This is a genomic window from Silvanigrella paludirubra (genome assembly GCF_009208775.1).
Classification (GTDB): domain Bacteria; phylum Bdellovibrionota_B; class Oligoflexia; order Silvanigrellales; family Silvanigrellaceae; genus Silvanigrella; species Silvanigrella paludirubra.
On sequence record NZ_WFLM01000006.1, the window covers coordinates 14,407 to 33,841 of the forward strand.

17 protein-coding genes are annotated in these 19,435 nt (G+C 33.6%); 15 read left to right on the top strand and 2 right to left on the bottom strand.

Features of this window, described 5'->3' with window-relative positions; genetic code table 11:
* Positions 1–77: 77 nt before the first annotated feature.
* Positions 78–1,058, bottom strand: a complete 981-nt coding sequence (locus tag GCL60_RS15510; RefSeq protein WP_153421591.1) for a flagellin N-terminal helical domain-containing protein — start codon at positions 1,056–1,058, stop codon at positions 78–80.
* Positions 1,059–1,219: 161 nt separating this feature from the next.
* Positions 1,220–1,942: an FAD-dependent thymidylate synthase gene (thyX, locus tag GCL60_RS15515; protein WP_153421592.1), complete on the bottom strand. Its 723-nt coding sequence runs from the start codon at positions 1,940–1,942 to the stop codon at positions 1,220–1,222.
* A 181-nt stretch (positions 1,943–2,123) separates the two neighbouring features.
* Between thyX and GCL60_RS15520 the strand changes: the two genes are divergently transcribed.
* The 15 genes from GCL60_RS15520 to GCL60_RS15590 all read left to right on the top strand — a co-directional run bounded on the left by GCL60_RS15520 (position 2,124) and on the right by GCL60_RS15590 (position 19,431).
* Complete coding sequence (locus tag GCL60_RS15520) at positions 2,124–2,555, top strand: hypothetical protein (protein WP_153421593.1); 432 nt, start codon at positions 2,124–2,126, stop codon at positions 2,553–2,555.
* Between the two features lie 6 nt (positions 2,556–2,561).
* Entirely contained in the window at positions 2,562–4,640 is a 2,079-nt protein-coding gene (locus tag GCL60_RS15525) for a tetratricopeptide repeat protein (RefSeq protein WP_153421594.1), read from the top strand.
* 47 nt (positions 4,641–4,687) lie between these two features.
* Positions 4,688–5,326 (top strand): hypothetical protein, encoded by a 639-nt coding sequence (locus tag GCL60_RS15530; RefSeq protein ID WP_153421595.1) that lies wholly within the window; start codon positions 4,688–4,690, stop codon positions 5,324–5,326.
* Positions 5,327–5,383: 57 nt separating this feature from the next.
* The gene (locus GCL60_RS15535) at positions 5,384–5,848 is read left to right on the top strand and encodes a DDE-type integrase/transposase/recombinase (protein WP_153421596.1); all 465 of its coding nucleotides are present in this window, start codon (positions 5,384–5,386) and stop codon (positions 5,846–5,848) included.
* Positions 5,849–6,077: 229 nt separating this feature from the next.
* On the top strand, positions 6,078–6,620 hold the full coding sequence (locus GCL60_RS15540; protein WP_153421597.1) for a peroxiredoxin: 543 nt from the start codon (positions 6,078–6,080) through the stop codon (positions 6,618–6,620).
* 59 nt (positions 6,621–6,679) lie between these two features.
* Positions 6,680–7,228: a carboxymuconolactone decarboxylase family protein gene (locus GCL60_RS15545; protein ID WP_153421598.1), complete on the top strand. Its 549-nt coding sequence runs from the start codon at positions 6,680–6,682 to the stop codon at positions 7,226–7,228.
* A gap of 86 nt (positions 7,229–7,314) precedes the next feature.
* Positions 7,315–8,106, top strand: coding sequence for a ZIP family metal transporter (locus tag GCL60_RS15550; protein ID WP_202614046.1), 792 nt, complete (start codon positions 7,315–7,317; stop codon positions 8,104–8,106).
* 117 nt (positions 8,107–8,223) lie between these two features.
* On the top strand, positions 8,224–9,834 hold the full coding sequence (gene purB / locus GCL60_RS15555) for an adenylosuccinate lyase (protein WP_153421599.1): 1,611 nt from the start codon (positions 8,224–8,226) through the stop codon (positions 9,832–9,834).
* A complete protein-coding gene (locus tag GCL60_RS15560; protein ID WP_153421600.1) occupies positions 9,831–10,628 on the top strand; it encodes a phosphoribosylformylglycinamidine synthase subunit PurQ in 798 nt (265 codons plus the stop codon). Before purB ends, GCL60_RS15560 begins: the two co-directional genes overlap by 4 nt.
* A gap of 1 nt (position 10,629) precedes the next feature.
* Positions 10,630–13,161, top strand: a complete 2,532-nt coding sequence (locus GCL60_RS15565) for an AIR synthase related protein (RefSeq protein ID WP_153421601.1) — start codon at positions 10,630–10,632, stop codon at positions 13,159–13,161.
* Entirely contained in the window at positions 13,161–14,612 is a 1,452-nt protein-coding gene (gene purF, locus GCL60_RS15570; protein ID WP_153421602.1) for an amidophosphoribosyltransferase, read from the top strand. The genes GCL60_RS15565 and purF overlap by 1 nt, the downstream gene beginning before the upstream one ends.
* The gene (purE, locus tag GCL60_RS15575) at positions 14,613–15,152 is read left to right on the top strand and encodes a 5-(carboxyamino)imidazole ribonucleotide mutase (protein WP_153421603.1); all 540 of its coding nucleotides are present in this window, start codon (positions 14,613–14,615) and stop codon (positions 15,150–15,152) included.
* Entirely contained in the window at positions 15,149–16,342 is a 1,194-nt protein-coding gene (locus GCL60_RS15580) for a 5-(carboxyamino)imidazole ribonucleotide synthase (protein ID WP_153421604.1), read from the top strand. Before purE ends, GCL60_RS15580 begins: the two co-directional genes overlap by 4 nt.
* On the top strand, positions 16,326–17,111 hold the full coding sequence (pyrF, locus tag GCL60_RS15585; protein WP_153421605.1) for an orotidine-5'-phosphate decarboxylase: 786 nt from the start codon (positions 16,326–16,328) through the stop codon (positions 17,109–17,111). Before GCL60_RS15580 ends, pyrF begins: the two co-directional genes overlap by 17 nt.
* 10 nt (positions 17,112–17,121) lie before the next feature.
* A complete protein-coding gene (locus GCL60_RS15590) occupies positions 17,122–19,431 on the top strand; it encodes a phosphoribosylaminoimidazolesuccinocarboxamide synthase (protein ID WP_153421606.1) in 2,310 nt (769 codons plus the stop codon).
* Positions 19,432–19,435: the final 4 nt, after the last annotated feature.

Consider the following 19,435-nt stretch of genomic DNA (forward strand, 5'->3'; position numbering starts at 1 on the left):
AAAGCAAACAAAGAAGATCTTTATTAGAAATAATAAAGATCTTCTTTTTCTTTTACAATTAAGTATACAACCTAAAATTAACCTAACAAGCGCATTGCTGCACCAGGGCTTTGGTTGGCTTGAGCAAGAACAGCCACACCACCTTGTTTGAGGATGTTGGACTGAGCCAATTTTGCAGTTTCTTCTGCAAAGTCAGTGTCACGAATACGGCTATTCGCAGCAGAATAGTTTTCGGATTGAACACTTAAGTTAGAAATTGTAGAGTATAGACGGTTTTGCAACGCACCCATATCTGCACGGAACTCAGATACTTTAGAAATAGCATCATCAAGTTTGTTAATAGAAGCTTGAGCACGCAATTTAGAATCGTTGTGATCTCCACCTTCTAAAGAAACACCAGTGGATTCCAATGATTCATCACTTGCACGACCAATTCCTAGACCAACTGTACTTGTATTAATTTTATCAAAGTTAAGTCTAATGATGTTTACTGGATTACGAGCAAACTCTTCATTAAATGGATCACTTTGACCATCTGTCATTTCACTCCAGTTTTTACCAACTTGAACTTCTAGTGGTGGAGGATTTGATTTTTTAGTCATATCTTCTGGCAAGCCACCTTCTGCTTCTTCAGGTTTACCAGTTAATAATAAAGTTCCATTGTATTCTGTTGAGTTTGTTATACGATCTACTTCGTCTTTTAGAGCATTAAATTCTTTGTGAATAAATCCGCGTTCTTTATTCCCAATTGTATCTGAAGAACCTTGTACAGCAAGCTCGCGTAAACGAGATAAGATATTTCCAATTTCATTCATTCCACCTTCGGCAGTTTGAAGTAGAGAAATACCGTCACTAGCGTTACGTTTTGCCATGTTGAGACCACGAACGTCCGCTTTTAATTTTTCGCTAATAGCAAGACCCGCAGCATCATCTGAAGCCTTGTTAATGCGATAACCTGAGCTTACTTTCTCAATGGACTCATCATTTTGCTTGGTTGTAATACTCAAAGCTCTTTGAGCATTAAGGGATTGGATGTTGGTTTGTATACGCAAACCCATAGCTGGTCTCCTCCATGAAACTCACCACAGTCCAAAACCACTTGGTACGGGGTGCGGCCATCCTTGGCCAAACTAAGAAAAATGTACCGCAGGCGAATTGCCATGCGTACATTTTGCATATCGGAAAAGATTTTCTAGACTGTAGGTAATTTTTTCTTTTTTTATTTTTCTGAATTTAGCAATGCTTCTATTGAGTGGGGACAAATAGGATCAATAAGTTTTTTAATGGCTCTCGCTAGATTTCTAATTTCGAGTTGCGCTCCTTCATGATCGCGCAATTTTATAAAATGTACCGTCGCTTCTAATGAGGCTGTCCATACAAGAGCATTCTTAAAACTGATGGGCATAATCATACGAGCTTGCTCTTTACAAACTCCAAGTTCTAATAATTTTTTATAAGAAGAAAAGCCATGTTCTATTGCATTCATATAAATAGCACGAGCTTCATCATTCGATTCTACAAGCTCACCTTCTTGGGAAGCTTGCTTGTTACTTTTGTGTTGTTTACGAAATTCAGATGGAATATGAAATTCAGGATCAAACTCAACATATCTCCCAGATACTTCATTCCAAGTTGTAGCTGCTTCTTTAAATTCACCGCTAGTATAAGCACAGCCAACCTGATGTTTATATAACTGTCTGCATACAACTTCAGAGACGCCTTCCAAAGTAAAGGTAAATACGACATGACGAAAAGGACTCATGTGCTTATGAGCAGCAAGATATTTAATGAGTTTAACATCTTTCTCATCCATTTCAGTTTTTCTTTTTCCAAAACTAACGCGCGCTGCATTTACAACAGAAAGATCGCTACCCATAAAATCCGATAATGTTACCTTACCATCGTCCACTTCAATTGCTGTTCCAATAAGTTCTTTAGTCATTTGAATATTCTCCTAATGTGGCAAGATAGAAAGATCTTGCTTAGTAGAAAAAAGTGCAGGATTTTAGCCAAAAAAGCAACATCTCAAATAATTGATTAATAGTAGAGCAATCCAATAAACTCAAACTAGGGAATCCAAAAAAATTCTTTTCTTTAAAGGAAGAAAACTGGTGGAAAAAGCCATGTTTAACGAGATGTCAAGTTATGAAAACTTAAAATCAAATCTTGAAAACAGATTTGATTTATCACCTTTAAAATCTGAATTTTTATTATTTTGGCAAAAATGGAGTCATCTCCATATTCAACTCTTTTCAGAACTTCAATTAGGTGTTTATAAAACATTTATGAGCCCCAAAGATTTAGAGCTCATTACCCAAAAATTTATGAAAAAAAGACTTGGTATCATTTCTGCTTTTAGTCAGAGAATGAAAAATCATCCTGAGTTTAAAAATGAAATTACTTTATTTAGAAATGTAATAAATGAACATGATGAAAACTTTAAAACAATATTAAAACAAATTTTAAGTAAACTATTAACAGAACTAAATAGATTACAATCAATTCGTAAAGTAACAAATGCATATAAAAATAATCAATTTTCTTTGGGAGGATAATTCCAAATGACAAAATGTAGCTCCCTTGAAAGCATTATAAATGATTCAAAAAAATCAAATTTTTCAAATTTTCTTTCATTTATAGAAGGAGATGTTGGAAAGTCTTTGTCAAATATACAAGAAAGACATGCTTCTCATGTCTTAAAAAAATCTAAAAAAATTGCTTTTATTGCGCCACAACTTCCACATCCTTGTGAACTAGAAATATGGAATTATTGTGTCAATAAACTAGGATTAGAAGGCGCTTTATATACCCATATAAGTGAAGAAAAAACATTTATTCAATTTGCAAAGCTTTTAAATAATTCAAATACGACACTTTATTTAACTTGTTATACACTAGACTCCATGAATGAAAATAAAACATTTTTATCTGGATTAGAAAAAGAGCTTGAAGATTATTCTTTAATTGTATCTTTAGGAGAAAACTCCTTAGCAAGTTACCAAGCATCAAAAGTCAAAAGAAACAATTTCTCTCGTCTTATTATTTGGCAAAATGCACCAAGACCTCCTCATGCTAATTTAGGAGCAAGATCTCCAAATGGCTCACCGTTACCTAACATAGCAAGGGAACGTACAGTTCGAAAAGAAGTTTTAAAAAATGCAGATCTTATTTTATGTTTTGATAAAGATGGAGCAACTTGGTCCTATCTTGAAGATGTAAGTTCACAAAGAATTCGTCGCGTTTCACGTGGTTTGAATTCTCAAAGATACTCAGCAGAAATTTCTACTTTTCGGAGAATCGAATTAAGAGCTTCTTTAGGACTTCCCGAGTCTGATTTTATATTTTTCCATTTAGGACCACTTGAAATTGAGTCTGGTGCTCTTGATTCCGTATTTGCTTTTAAAAACTTGTTACAAAGCAATCCCACATTTCAAGGAAGAGCAAGGCTTTGTTTTTGCGGAACAGGCTCAGCGGCGGCGGATATAAGACAAAGTGTTGTAGAATTAGACATTGATGACCATGTGTATTTTTTAAATCCAAACGGAGACGGTCTAAAAGAGATACCAGGAAATCAATTTTCCTGTATTATATCTGTTTGCGATGCTGTAATTCATGGCTCTATTGCTCCCGTAAACGGAAATGCACTTAAATTTTTAGATAGCACCTACGATGTCATGTGCGCCCTTTCTTCAGATATTATTATTATCTCCAATGGGAATAATTGGATTGGAGAATGGGTAAGCCGGTTTTATAAAACGTTTTCTTCAGGAAGCATTCATAGTTTAGCTAGACTCATGCAGGAAACGATTGAAAAACAAGACAAAGTAACAAATGTTAAACATGCTATTAAAAAAGCAATTGCTAATGAATTTCCTTTTGAAAAAATTTCTAATGAAATATCTGAAATTTTTAAATCACTTATTGTTGTTACACCTGCCATTGATACTGAAAATACTTCAAAAATAATAAATCAAATTGAAGAAATGGTTGTTGCAAAACAATATATTGATGCCATTAATTTAATTTCTCAAGCTTTTCAAAAAAACAATCTTTCTGTTGTTCAGCAAGGAAATTTATTTAGATTAATTGGTGATTGTTTTACTAAACTTGGTGACTTAGATAATGGAGTTTCAAATTATACAAAGGCACTTGAACTCGATCCATACTGTGCAAAATGTTTTATTGGACTAGGAACAGTTGCATTACAAAGAAATAATTACAATGTTGCTGTGCCTCAATTTCAAAAAGCAATTAGTTTAGCTCCAAACGATGACATGGCGAGTCTTGGTCTTGGCTTAGCATTTGAAGGTTTAAATGAGTTGAAAGAAGCTCTTTCTTGGACAATACGTGCTTGTCATTTAAAAGCAGACAATACGGTCGCCATTTTCAATTTAGTAAAGCTTTCTTTTGAAATGGAAGAGTATGCTGATGCAGAAAGAGTTTTAATACGTTATTTAGGACTCCATCCTCATGATGTAAATATGATTTATACTCTTGGCACTATAGCTTTTAAAACAGGAAAAGTAGATATAGCGCTTCAATTAATGGAAAATATATTATCACTTGATCCAATGAATAGCAGAGCTCATAGCCTAATGAATCAAATACAAAGACAAGATTTACAAAAGAGACCAGCTTAAAAAGTTAACATGCATTGTTAAAGTTCAAGATTTTGGAGGTAAAAATAATGGCTGATGTAAGGGTAAATGGCAAAAGAGTTCCCCCATTACAAAGTGTGGATACTTTATCAATATTAGTTAATAAATTAGAAGCTATCGCACAAAAAAACAATAGTGCTTTGACTTCCATATGTATAAATAATAGTAATATTGATATTGATAATCCAGAATATCTTCGATTAAAGCTTGAAAATGAAGACACCATAGATGTAAAGTTAGATACCCCAGAACAACTTTCTTATGAAAGCCTTCAAGTTGCCCTTGATATGGCTGGACTTCTTGTATTTGATTTAAAAGTTGTAACTTTAAAACTTTGGGATTCTGGAAAAAATTATGAAAAAAGCCTAGAAACGCTTCTTAATGACTGTAATTTATTTTTATCATTAGGGGCAAGACCCATATATTTATTAAATAAAGACCCTGAAAATTTAGAGCCAGATGCTCAAGTTTTTCTAAGACAACTTGATACTATCGCTTATCATGTTGAAGATGCTACGTTACTTGCAGTACATGAGCATGCAAAAGAAGCTTGTTATGTCCTTGTGGGAATGGTTAAACCTGCTATAGAACGCTGGATTGGATTAAGTGCCAAATTCGCTCAAATACTTGATATTAATACAGTAACAAACAATCTAGTTATTTCTTAACATAATAAAATTCATCGCAACAAATAATATAAATAAACTCTTGCCTATAAAATTCATTTGATATATCAAAAAAACACTGTTACGTTACCTTTTATCTTAAGGGAATGTAATAAGAATAATCGTGTTTTCTGTAAGGAGTCCTCTATAATGGCAAATAAAGAAAGAATCGACAAACAACATCGCTATCCTTGGGCAGTTATTGAAACTGCTGTTCAATTCTATTTTCAACAAAACATGACTTTCCGTTCTGTTTCTGAAAAAATGTCTACACACGGCGTAGAAGTTTCTCATAAAACTGTTTACGAATGGGTTCAAAAATTCGGTGATAATGTTGATAAAAAATCACGCAAACGTATTCCTAGCTACGAAGTAGAAGAGTCTTACATTAAATGTAACGGCGACTGGAAATACATGTACCGCGCTCGTGATCGCCAAGATTCTACTTTAAGCATTTGCATGCGCGATAAAAAGAATTTAACTTCTGCAAAGTCTTTCTTTAAAAAATCTTTAGAAAGCAACTAATTAAATATTTTAAAAATATTTTAGTTAAATTTATAATCCTCTCCTTTCTGGCGAGGATTTTTTTTATTCTTTTATATCAATATTTTACAAATCAAGATCCATAAACTTGACTTCTATTTAAATTTAGATTAATTCTAAATTAAGCATTAGTATATCTTTTGCTTCTTATAAAATAAGAGTCCTAGGTTTTTAATGAATTGAACTCATCTCAATTTTTAGAGGTTTTTTTATGTCACGTTTTCTTGGTGTTTCAGAATCCTTTCCAACCTTTTCTGTTCCTTCCGTAGTTTCATTAGAAAAAGGAAAAGAGTTCACAACAATTGATAATGAAAAAATAAAAGGAAGATGGTCCGTATTCTTTTTTTGGCCTATGGATTTTACTTTTGTTTGCCCTACCGAAATAGCTGAATTTAATAAATCTTATAAACAATTTTTAGATCGTGAAACCGACCTCTATGGAGCAAGTACAGACAGTCAATATGTCCACTTAGCTTGGAGACAAAACCATGAGGACTTAAAGGGTCTTTTATTTCCTATGCTCGCTGATAATAAAAAAGAATTAAGCGAAGCGTTAGGCATTCTGCATCCAACTGAAAAAGTACCCTTTAGAGCAACTTACATAGTAGATCCCGAAGGAATAATCCGTTGGGTAAGCGTGAACGATTTATCTGTTGGACGCAACGTGAAAGAAGTTTTACGTACACTTGATGCTTTACAAACAGACGAATTGTGTCCATGTAATTGGGAAAAAGGACAATCTACTATTAAGTAACAATTAAAATGCCACTTTATTCTGTGGCATTTTCTAAAATTTATCCATAGGAAATTAAAATGGAAACCCAAAATTTGTTAAATTCTTTTATAGAAAAATATACCGAAAGACTAGATGGATTAGCAGTTAAAGATCTAAAACTAAATTTTGAAAAAGTAACAACTTCAGGACAACTTGACATAGAAGAGTTATCTTTGTTAATTATATCACTTGGAAAAATGCTTGAATTTGAAGGGCTAATGATTGTAGGTATTGAAAATGCAAGAGCTAATCAAATTCCAGATACTCTAATCAATGAAGCTTTGCAAATTCCAGCTATTATGGGAATGTTAAATACATATTATAAGTTCAGATTTTTCTCTGAAAAAAATGATTCTAACGCTTCTTCAGAATATGGTTCTCCTGGATTAAGAATGAATGCACTTGCGAAACCATTAATGGGCAAAGAAAAGTTTGAAATCATTTCACTTGCTATTAGTATTTTAAATAGCTGTGAAAAATGCGTAATTTCACATGAAAAAGCGGTGCTTGATTTGGGTGTATCAAGAAATAAAATTCATGATGTTATGAAGCTAACAGCAATTGTAAAAGGACTAAGCTCTTTTTAAAAATCTTCTTTTTTATTCATTTTTTTTATAGTAAAGTGGTGAAAAATATGAAAATAAAAATATATAATAAGGAATAACTTAAAAAAGTGACACTAGACACACATTCCTTTATAAATATCATATTAATAGGCACCACAGTTACTTTTTTAGCTTCTTGTTTTGGAGCTTTGCCCATTTTTTTTCTTAAAAATATTTCTACTAAAACAAGAGATATTTTAATGGGTATTAGCGCTGGCGTTATGCTTGGCGCTGTTTGTTTTTCACTTATAAATCCTGCCATTTCATTAGCTGAAATCAAATATACAAATAAATTAACAGTTGCAAGTTACATTGCTTTATTTGTTTTTTTAGGCAGCTTTGGAATAAGTTACCTTAATAAAAAAATCCCACACGAACATTTTTTAAAAGGAAAAGAAGGCGGCGAAAGTAAAGCTTTAAAGCGAATTTGGTTATTTATTTTAGCAATCACAATTCATAATTTCCCTGAAGGTCTTGCTGTCGGAGTTGGATTAGGAAGTGGCGAAGTAAAAATCGCTTTGCCAATAATTATTGGTATTGCTCTTCAAGATATTCCAGAAGGACTTGTTGTTGCTTTATCTTTAAAAGCTTATGGATATTCAAATAAATATGCAATTAATGCCACCTTAATCGCAGGACTTGCTGAATCTTTTGGAGCTCTTTTAGGCTGTCTAGCAACAACAATTTCAAACTCATTGCTTCCTGCAGGTTTGGCTCTTTCCGCAGGAGCCATGCTATATGTGATATGTGGAGAAATGATCCCAGAACTACATCGATCAGGTAATGAATCCAAAGCAACAACAGGATTTATTTTTGGTTTTATTTTAATGCTTTTTTTAGATGTGGGCTTAAGTTGGTAACCCCCTTTATCTCTTTAAAATTTATCTATTTTTAATAATTGTACTTGTATAAGGGAATATTTTTTTCTAAGAGAAACTGACCGTGTGAACAGACATAAATAACCGGAGGTTTGCATCATGATTGAACGTTATTCCCGCCCAGAAATGAAAGCTATCTGGTCCGAAGATGCCAAATATGCATCTTGGGCTGAAGTTGAAAAAGCTCACCTCTCTGCTCTTGTCGACTCAGGTGAAGCTCCTATTGAGGTTTTAAGCGTATTTGACGCTGCTTTAATTAGCAAAAAACCCTCTGACTTTCTTAATAGAGAGCAGGAAACAGGCCATGACGTTATTGCTTTTGTATCTGAAGTTGGTGACGCTATGGGAGACAAAGGACATTATCTGCATAAAGGACTGACTAGTTCCGATGTTCTTGACACAAGCCTTTCCCTCCGCACACGAAAATCCCTTCAAATTATTTCAAATACCCTTCAAAAACTTAGAGAAAATTTAACAGCTCAAGCATTTCAACATGTAAGTACTGTTTGTATTGGCCGCACGCATGGAATTCATGCTGAACCAATGAGTTTTGGCCAAGTACTTTCTAGTCATTTTGCTGAATTTCAAAGAGCGCATCTCGAAATTTTAGAAGCTCAAAAATTAATGTCTTTTGGAAAACTTTCTGGAGCTGTAGGAACTTATTCTCAATTAAGTCCAAAGTTTGAAATGGCTGTATTAAATAAATTAGAATTAGAGCCAGAACTTGTTGCCACCCAAGTTATTCCAAGAGATCGTCTTGTTGCCGTTGCAAGCGCCATTTTAGCTGCAACCAACGCTGTCGATCGTTTTGCCACAAATGTTCGCCATTGGGCGCGCACTGAACTTGGTGAAGTTTTAGAGCCTTTTGGAAAAAAACAAAAAGGCAGCTCAGCAATGCCACACAAAAAAAATCCTATTCTTGCCGAAAATCTTTGTGGTTTAGCACGTACGATTCGTGGTTTTGCAGGAATGTTATCAGAAAACGTAGCACTATGGCATGAAAGAGATATTTCACACAGCAGTGTAGAACGTATGGCTCTTCCCGATATTTTCGTTACTGCAGATTTTATGATCTCACGTTGCGCTTCCTTGATAGAAGGCATGCAAATTCGCCCTGAAGCTATGAATGCGACTCTTTGGAGAACAGGTGGATTGTGGGCTAGCCAAAGTGTTTTAACTGCTCTCGTATCAAGCGGAATGAATCGCACAGAGGCCTATGAACTTGTTCAATCAATAGCGTTAAATATTTCTGCAAAAGTATCTACATCTGGAGTTGCCCAAAAACAATTTTTAGATGATCTTCTTGCAAATAAAAAAGTTTGTGAAATTGTAGGAAGCAAAACAATTTCTGCTCTTTTTGAAACAGATCGTTACATTAGTTCCGCTCCTGTTACATTTAAACGAGTTTTTGGTATCACTCCTGAAGAATTCAACCGTAAAAAAACAGAGCAAGTGAATCAAAAAGTCCCTGCACTTCAAAAAGTAATTAAAGTAACAGTTGAACTTCTCCCAGATGTGCTTGACACCGAGGCAAAAACAATTGCAAACGATATGAAGCTCTCTGGCAATGCCGTGATCAGCTTGCGTCAACAAAAGTCCTTCTTTATTCGCATGGCTGGTGACGCATCCCCAGAAAACATAAATAAATATGCTTGTGAGGTTTTGCATAATCCTGTTATCGAGCAGTATAAGGTTGAGGTCGTCCAATGAAGAAAAAAACCTTAATACCGGTTTTTCCTGGAACTAATTGTGAAAAAGAATCTTTGTTATGGATTTCAAATAACTTAGACACTGAAGCTGAATTTCTTGATTTAGAAAAGCATTCTACGCTTACAGCGAATGAAATTGATGCTATTTTTATTCCAGGTGGATTTAGCTACGGAGATTATTTAAGAGCGGGAGCTATTGCTTCTCGTACAAAAGAAATGGCATTCATAAAAGAAAAATCCAAAGAAAATATTCCCATTTTAGGAATATGTAATGGTTTTCAAATTTTATGTGAAACAGGCCTTCTTCCTGGTGCCTTAATAAAAAATATTACTCGTCAACATCACCATTTTCCTGTTTCTATTAAAATTGATCCTAGTTTTTTAGACTCAAATAATGCTGAGAATAAATGTGTTTGGATTCCAAAATTTAATTCAATAAACTTAGAAAAAGTAAAAAAAACGTTTTCTAACGAATTTTTAATTCCAATGTCTTGTGGAATGGGAAATTGGCTTCCGCCTCTTAACGAAACAGACAAAATAAATGCAGAAAAAAATGCGGTTGTTTACTACAATCACAATGAAAACGGAAGCTATAAATCTATTGCAGGAATTACAAACGAATCAGGAACTATTTTTGGTATGATGCCGCATCCCGAACGCGCTTCAGATAGTTTTGTGGGTGGTACGGAAGGACTTCTTTTCTTACTTGGGATTTCCCAATCCAGAAAAATCAAAATAAAAGCCGGTAGTCCACTAGAAAAATTTTCTGAAAATATAAACAGGGGAGTGAGCTAAGATGTTTGATACATCCCTCATAACAAAAGAGTTTTTAACACAAGCAATTCAATTCGGTTTAAATGAAGAAGAATTAAAGACGTTTTGCAAGCAACTTGGCAGATTGCCCTCTTCCGAAGAACTCGCCGTATGCGGCGCCCTTTGGAGTGAACATTGCTCATACAAATCATCACGAGTTCATTTAAAACGTTTTCACACAGAAGAGCCTTGGGTTATTCAAGGACCTGGTGAAAATGCAGGTGTTGTAGCTATTAATAAAAATTATGGCATTGCTTTTAAAATGGAATCACATAATCACCCAAGTTATTTGGAACCTTATCAAGGTGCTGCAACTGGAGTTGGTGGTATTTTAAGAGATATTTTTTGTATGGGTGCTTATCCAATCGCAAGTTTAAATTGCTTGCGTTTTGGAGAAGGAACTTGGAATGCAAGACTCATTCGTGACACTGTTCGTGGAATAGGAGATTACGGAAATTCCGTAGGCGTTCCAACCGTAACAGGTGATATCAGTTTTCATCATAATTATAGCAAAAATATATTAGTAAATGCTTTTAATGCTGGAATTATACATAAAGACAAAATATTTAGAGGAATTCTTTCTGAAGCAAGTGAAGAGCAAATTGTTCCACTTAAAAAGAAAGCGGAACAAGTTCTGCCTAAAATTAAAGTAACAAATGAAGTAACACCAGAACTAAACGAAATTCTTTTTCCAGAAAAAGAAAATGTTCTTATATATTTTGGTTCTGCTACAGGTAGAGACGGCGTTCATGGAGCAACCATGAGTAGCTCTGAATTTTCAGGAACAGGTGCCGCATTAAAGCCTACAGTTCAAGTTGGTGATCCTTTCGCTGAAAAAGTACTTCTTGAAGCCACATTATCATTAATTGAAAAAAAATTAACGGTTGGTTTACAAGATATGGGAGCAGCTGGATTAACATCAAGCTCTGTTGAAATGGCGGGTCGTTCTGGGTGCGGTGTTGCCATTGATTTAAATAAAGTTCCACAAAGAGCAAGCAATATGCAAGCCTGGGAAATTTTATTAAGTGAATCACAAGAGCGTATGTTATGTGCTGTTTCACCAAATAATATAGATGCCGTTTTAAATGAACTTGAAAAATTTAATATTTCATATGCTGTAGTTGGTAAAGTAAATTATACAGGATTATTTACTTGTATTTTTGATAACAAAATAGTCACAGCAACACCAGTATCTATTTTAGTAGAAGATATTCCAAGATACGAATGGCCAATTCAAAATAAAGAAGAATATTTAAATAATCATAAAGTCATTAAAAACGAAACATGTGAAAATTCTTGGGATGGAGAAACTCATTCAAAAAATCTTTCACTATCTTTAAATGCAGAAAACAAAGAAGCTCACAAAGATATTTTATCAAATTTAAATTTAGAAAATTTTATTGAAAAATATCCTAAATTAATTTCAAAACTCTATTCTCATCCTACAAATGCAAGTAGATCACCTGTATATCATAATTATTGTTCTACCGTTCAAGGTAACACAATTGCAGCAGTAGGTTCTTTACAATCCGCATCCGCTGGTGTTGTTCGTTTACCAGAATATGCTCAAGAAGTAGATTCTCAAGGTAACAAAACAAAAACGGGAGCAGCTATTGCAGGTGGGTGTGAAGAACGTTGGGTAGAATTAAACCCCTTTGATGGTTCTGGATTATCTGCCTTAAAAATTGCTCGAAAAGTTATTGCATCGGGAGCTGTTCCTTTAGCTATGACAGATTGCCTAAACTTTGGTAGTCCACGCTCTCCCGAAGTCATGCGCCAAATTTCCGATGCAGTTGATGGAATTAATATTGTAGCGAAGCAACTACATATTCCTATAGTAAGTGGAAATGTAAGTTTAAATAACCAAACTTCAGGCCGCCCTATTCCTCCAACTCCCATGCTTGGCATAGTAGGAAGAGTAGATGACTTCAGTAAAGTACCATTAGACTCCTTACCTCATCGCTTTTTTGAAAAATCCAATGAGAAATCTGTGTTTCTTTATCATATTTCCATTAAAGATGCTTTTGAAAATTCAAGCTATGAAGCATCTCAAACTGCTTGGTTACTTGGTGGTGAGAACTCCAATTGTCCAAAACTTGTTTTGACAAATGAAAAAGAATTATGGCAATGTATTTTAAATACAATCCAAAAATTAAGTCCTAAAATTACAGTGCCTGTTGGACACGGTGGCTTAATTGGTTCTTTAATTTCACTATCCTTAAAATCAAAAAGTTCTTTAGATCTTTCAAGCCAAATTTGGAAAACTTCTACAAAAACACTTTTTGCTGAAGGTAACATGGGTTTTATAGTTGGCTTTGATTCCAAAGAAAAAGCAGATATTTTCATGAATCAAGAATTTTTAAACTTGAATGTAAATAAAATTGCGGAACTCAAACATAAAGACTCTGAAATTTCAATGCCTTTATTTAATTTTGACAATGTATACGCTAAATATTCTCAGTCTTTAAAACAATATTTTGAAACGTTATCTTGTGCAGATAAGGAAACAATCTAATGTGCGGAGTTTTTGGAGTTACTAACGCAGAAAATGCTTCAAAAATTGCTTATCTTGGCCTCTTTGCTCTTCAGCATCGTGGCCAAGAGAGTGCAGGGATTTCAACTACAAATGAAAAAATTATAAATACACACAGAAATACGGGTCTTGTTTTTGATGTTTTTAAAGAGAATGATCTTTCAAAACTAGAAGGAAATAATGCCATAGGCCATGTTCGTTACAGCACTGCTGGTGGTAATATTGGCGCTAACGTGCAACCCATTACGGCTCGTATTGGTGGAATACCTGTTTCTTTATCCCATAATGGTAACATTGTTAATTCCGAAGAAATTCGTACTTTCCTTGAAAACTCAGGTGCTATATTACAGGCGACGGCAGATACCGAACTTATTCTACACATTATGGCACGAAGTAACAAAACTACTTTTATTGAAAAATTAAAACATTCTTTTGAAGAATTATCTGGTGCTTTTTCATTATTAGTATTAACGCCAACTCATCTATATGCCGTTGTTGATGCTTGTGGTTATCGTCCTCTCTCCTTAGGCAAAATGAAAAACGAAAATGGCATTCCAAGTTGGGTATTATCTAGCGAAACTTGTGCAATGGATTTAGTTGGAGCTGAGTTTGTTCGAGATATTGCTCCTGGAGAAATTTTGTCAATTGAATTAGCTACTGGATTAACACAAAGTAACATTTTTAATTTAACTGAATTTCAAAATAGAAAATTACAACATTCAAAGTGCATTTTTGAACATGTTTATTTTTCAAGACCAGATAGCCTTGTTTGGAATATATTAGCAAACGATGCTCGTTTTGCGATGGGTGAAGAACTTTCAAAAAATAATCCTGTCGATGCCGACATGGTAATTGCAGTCCCTGATAGTGGCGTTCCTATGGCAATGGGTTACGCAAAAGCATCTGGAATTCCTTATCGTATTGGATTAATTCGAAATCACTACGTTGGACGAACTTTTATTGAACCCACTCAAAACGTACGTAATTTTAAAGTAAGACTTAAATTAAATCCTGTAAGAGAAACCGTAAAAGGGAAACGTATCATAGTTATTGATGACAGTATTGTTAGAGGAACTACTTCTCGTAAAATTATTGAACTCCTTCGTGAAGCAGGAGCTAAAGAAGTTCATATGAGAATTGCTTCCCCTCCTGTTAAATATCCATGTTATTACGGAATAGATACGCCAAAACGTAAAGAACTTTTAGCACAAGTAATGACTTCTCTTGAAATGAATGAATATTTAAAATCAAATACATTAGAATTTTTGTCTGAAAACCAGTTACTCAATGTAATGCAAAGCTTTCAAACTTCCTCTTTAAAAAAGAATGAAGAATCTTTAAATGGAGGCTGGTGTACGGCATGTTTTTCTGGAAACTACCAAGATGAAATCGCCCAAAAAAAAGGTTGTATTGAAAAACTAGGAGCAATTTAAATGAGTCCTAAAAATTTAGTCAGCATTATCATGGGAAGCCATTCTGATTATGAAACCTTAAAACATGCAGAAGAAATTTTAATCGAATTTCAAATTCCCTATGAAATTCAAGTTATCAGTGCACATAGAACTCCAGAACTCATGTTTGATTTTGCAAAGTCAGCATCAAAAAAAGGAATTCAAGTTATCATTGCAGGAGCTGGTGGGGCTGCTCATTTGCCTGGAATGGTAAGCGCATTAACAACTCTCCCTGTATTAGCGGTTCCTGTTCAATCAAAATCATTAAATGGATTAGACAGTTTACTTTCCATTGTGCAAATGCCTGGAGGCATTCCAACCGCAACCTTTGCTATTGGAAATGCAGGCGCAACAAACGCTGCTTTATTTGCAATTCAAATTATTTCTTTGCATGATAAAAATTTAGCGCAAAAACTAGTCCAATGGCGGAAAAATAGAGCGGACAAAGCTCTTGATGGAAATGAAATTGTCCAGGAAAAATATTTAAAATCTCTTAAAAAACAAGGAAAAAAAGAGGTATGAAAACGATTGGAATTTTAGGAGGTGGTCAGTTAGGAGGGATGCTCTCTGAATCCCTTTTAAAATATGGAGCCAAAGTTGCTTTTTATGATCCTGAACCAACTTCTCCTTCATTTCATCGATCCCCTCTTCATTTTCAGGGCTCATGGAACGATTTTGAAAAGTTGAAAGAGTTTTTTTCTCTATGTGACTTAATTACTTATGAATTTGAAAATGTTTCTACTGAACTTCTGGAATCCCTAGTTAAGGTAACAGGAAAAAAAATATATCCTTCCGCAAGTGTTTTAGCCGTTACTCAAAATAGATTTTATGAAAAAACATTTTTAAAAGAAAATAACATTCCTGTTTGTCAATTTGCATTTGCAAAATCATATGAAGATTTAATTCAAATTCTACCTACTTTTCCAAAACCATTTATTATTAAAACATCTACAGGTGGCTATGATGGAAAGGGACAATGGAGCATAGAAAATGAAATTGATATCAGTAATTTTATAACAGATTTTACGAAAGATAAATTTGTTGAAGTTATCGTTGAAGAAAAAATAGCAATTGAATATGAAGCTAGTTGTATTGTAGCCCGTAATCAGGAGGGAGACTCGCTCTGTTTTCCTATTTTTGATAACGTTCATAAAGATCATATTCTTTATAACACTACAATTCCATCAATGTTAAATAAAAATATTCAAAATAAACTCAAAGAAATTGCAAAAAATTGTGCAAATAAATTAAATATAGTTGGACTTTTAACCACCGAATTTTTTATAACAAAACAAAAAAATAAAAATAATTCTCAAAATGAGACTGATGGTTTTTCTATTTTTGTAAATGAATTTGCACCAAGACCTCATAATTCGGGACATATATCTAGAAATGCTTGTGATATTAGTCAATACGATGCTCATGCAAGAGCCTTATTGGATCTTCCTTTACATGAACCAAAATTAAATCCTGGATTTTACTGTATGGGAAATTTATTAGGCAATATCTGGTTTGCCCAAGGTAACAAAGATAATTTAAATTTATCCTGTTGGAAAAATCATCCAGAAATTATTGATGTATATTTATATGGAAAAGAAGAGGCAAAATTAAACCGTAAAATGGGGCATTTTATTTCTTATTCAAATAAAAGCCAAGAACACATAAATGCTGCTGAAAGATTTAGGAAGGATTTAAATGAAAAACAATCATAACGTAAAACTTTGTCTTGGAGTTGATCCCAATCCCACGAATAAAGATTTTGAATCTTTTCGTGAATCTGTTTACAAGCATATGGAAATTCTTGAATTTTGTTCTGGAAATTTAAAAGACAGCATTATGAAGCCACAATTGGCTTTTTTTCTTTCTTACGGAAGTAAAGGTTTACTTTTACTTGAAGAACTTGTTGCCCGTTTTCAAAAACAATACACTATAATTTTAGATGCAAAATTTAATGATATCTCAACATCTCTAAAAGCCTACCTCGATTTTGTTTTCCATTCCATTGGTGCTCATGGTATTACAATAAGCCCATTTTTAGGCGAAAAATCAATTCAAATGTCTATTGAAGAATGTGCAAAACATGTAGGTAAAAAAGGGCGTGTTTATGTACTTTGTGCGACAAGCGAGTCTAGCACAAATCATCTTTCTTTTATTCAAGACAATTGGAAAAAGACACTTTTAGCTTGCTGCGAAATTCGAAACGAAGTTTTTCAAGGAGAAACTTCGTTTCAAAAATTAACGGGTGTTGTTGTAGCGGCAAATAGGGAAAATATTTTATTTTCAAATGAAATAAAAGAAAGTCATTTATCTATATTATCTCCAGGAATTGGCGCTCAAAATGCGGACTGGAATGTAATTCAAAAATGCAAAAATCATCCTAATGAAATTATTTTTCCATTTAGTAGAGCTATTTTTTCAGGCGGTGAAATACCAATAGAACAAATGAATGAAAATTTAATAAACATTCAAAAATATTTTTAAGGATTCCTTTATGACATCCATTACAAAAATCTATATCGGAAAAGTCAGAAATAGCGTTTCTTTAAATAATGAAACAAGAATTATCGAAACTAGCAATCGTATCTCTGCTTTTGATTATATTTTTCCTTTTCAAATTGAAAAAAAAGCTGAAATTCTTCAAGCAATCTCGGTTTGGTACTTTAATAAAACATCACATATTATTGAAAATAATTTAATTGGCTGTCTTGATGAAACACATGTTTTAGTTAAAGAAGCAAAAGTTTTTCCTGTAGAAATTATAGTTAGATCTTATCTTACCGGAAGCCTTTGGCGCTTGTATCAAGAAAAAGGTGCTGCTGGTGTATTTACAGAATATGGAATTAATCTTCCAGAAAACATGACTCAAAATCAAAAATTTAGCAAACCTATTATTACACCATCTACAAAAGCAGAAACTGGTCATGATCTCCCTATTTCTTGTGAAAAAGCATCTGAAATAATAGGAAAGGAAAACTGGAATTTAGTAGAAAAAAAAGCAATTGAACTTTTTCTTTTTGGTGAACAAGAAGCTTTAAACAGAGGCCTCATTTTAGTAGACACAAAATATGAAATGGGTTTATACCAAAACCGCATTATTTTAGTTGACGAAGTTCACACTCCCGATTCTTCTCGCTATTGGATTGCAAGTGGATTAAATTTATTAGCACCAAAACAAATGTCTAAAGAATTCTTACGAGAAGAATTAATTAAAATAATTGGAAAACCAGAAGAATATAAAGAAAACCCAGCTAATCACCCCTACTTTAAAGACACAAAGGTAACAGCGGAATTATCCCAAAAAATTTCTCAGAGATATAATGAAATGTTTCAAACCTTTGTAGGGGAAAAACAACCCAAAGAAATTTGTGATACAAATCTTGTTCCTTGGCCAATTTCAAAAGAACTTTTTAAAGAAACAATAAATTCTGCTACCATGCCAGAAAACATTCTTGTTATTGGAAACGGGGGACGTGATTTTACGATTTACTCCTCCTTTTCAAAACTACCTGAAGTAAATACTGTTTTCTGTGCTGCAGGAAAAAGAAATTGGCATTCTGCAAAATACGCTGAATGCCCAACAACACAGGTTCAAGAAATTGCAAAATTTGCTAAAGAAAATAAAGTAGGACTTGTTATTGCAGGGCCTGAAAATCCTATTGCACAAGGAATTGAAGAATATTGTTCACAAAATCATATTCCGGTTTTAGCTCCTTCTTTAAATTGTGCATCCTTAGAAGCTAGTAAAATTATTTGTAAAGAAGTTATAAAATCAGCTGGTGTTCAAACTGCAAAATCTGAAATTATAAACTGGAATCAATTAAAAATAAAACTAAATCATTATCTTGAAATAGGAAATTCAAATGAATTTTCGTTACCTTGTGTGCTAAAATATGATAGTTTAGCTGCAGGAAAAGGTGTATTTGTTTTATTTAAAAAAGAAGATGTTATAGAAGCAATAAAATCCATAGAACAAAATTTACAAGAATGGGAAAAACTAGCTTCACAAATCAAAGCTGTTACTTATAGCAAAACACAAAAAGAACCTTGTTTCCTTATTGAAGAAACACTTTCAGGTGAAGAAATATCAGTAATTGCTTTATGTAATGGAGAAAATTATCGCTTATTACCCATTGCCCGTGATTATAAAAGACGAAATGATGGCCAAACAGGTCCTAATACAGGCGGAATGGGGACCGTTTCACCTGTTCAATTAAATGAAAATTTAATGACTCAAATTAAAGAAACTTTTAGTAAAACTTTAAAAGAATTAACTAAACGAAATACTCCTTATTATGGCTTTCTTTTTGCAGGTTTTATGGTAGATAGTTCAAATAAAGCATGGCTACTCGAGTATAATTGTCGTTTGGGAGACCCTGAAACTCAAGTGTTGCTTCCAGGTTTACAGAGAGATTTCTATATTGAAGTTTTAAGAACAGCCAAAAAACTTCCTTTTTTATTTCCTGAAAAATCACAGACACCATTTGATCATGATAATTTAAAAAGAATTTTTGTTGTAGGCGCTTCTCCTGAATATCCTGAATCAAATGTACAACGCAGAGAAATTATAGTACCAAATGAAAGTATTTTTATTTCTTCAAATTGCTATTATCTGCCTACTGCCATAGAACCAGATAATACGACCACGGGAGGAAGAGCCTTTGGCGTTTTATCTACCGCAACAAATTTTAAACAAGCAAGAGAAAACGTATATAAATCGATCGAAAAGATAAATTTTAAAGATAGCAATGGAAACCTTATAAAACCTCACTTCCGCACTGATATTGCGAAAGAATTATGTTAACTTA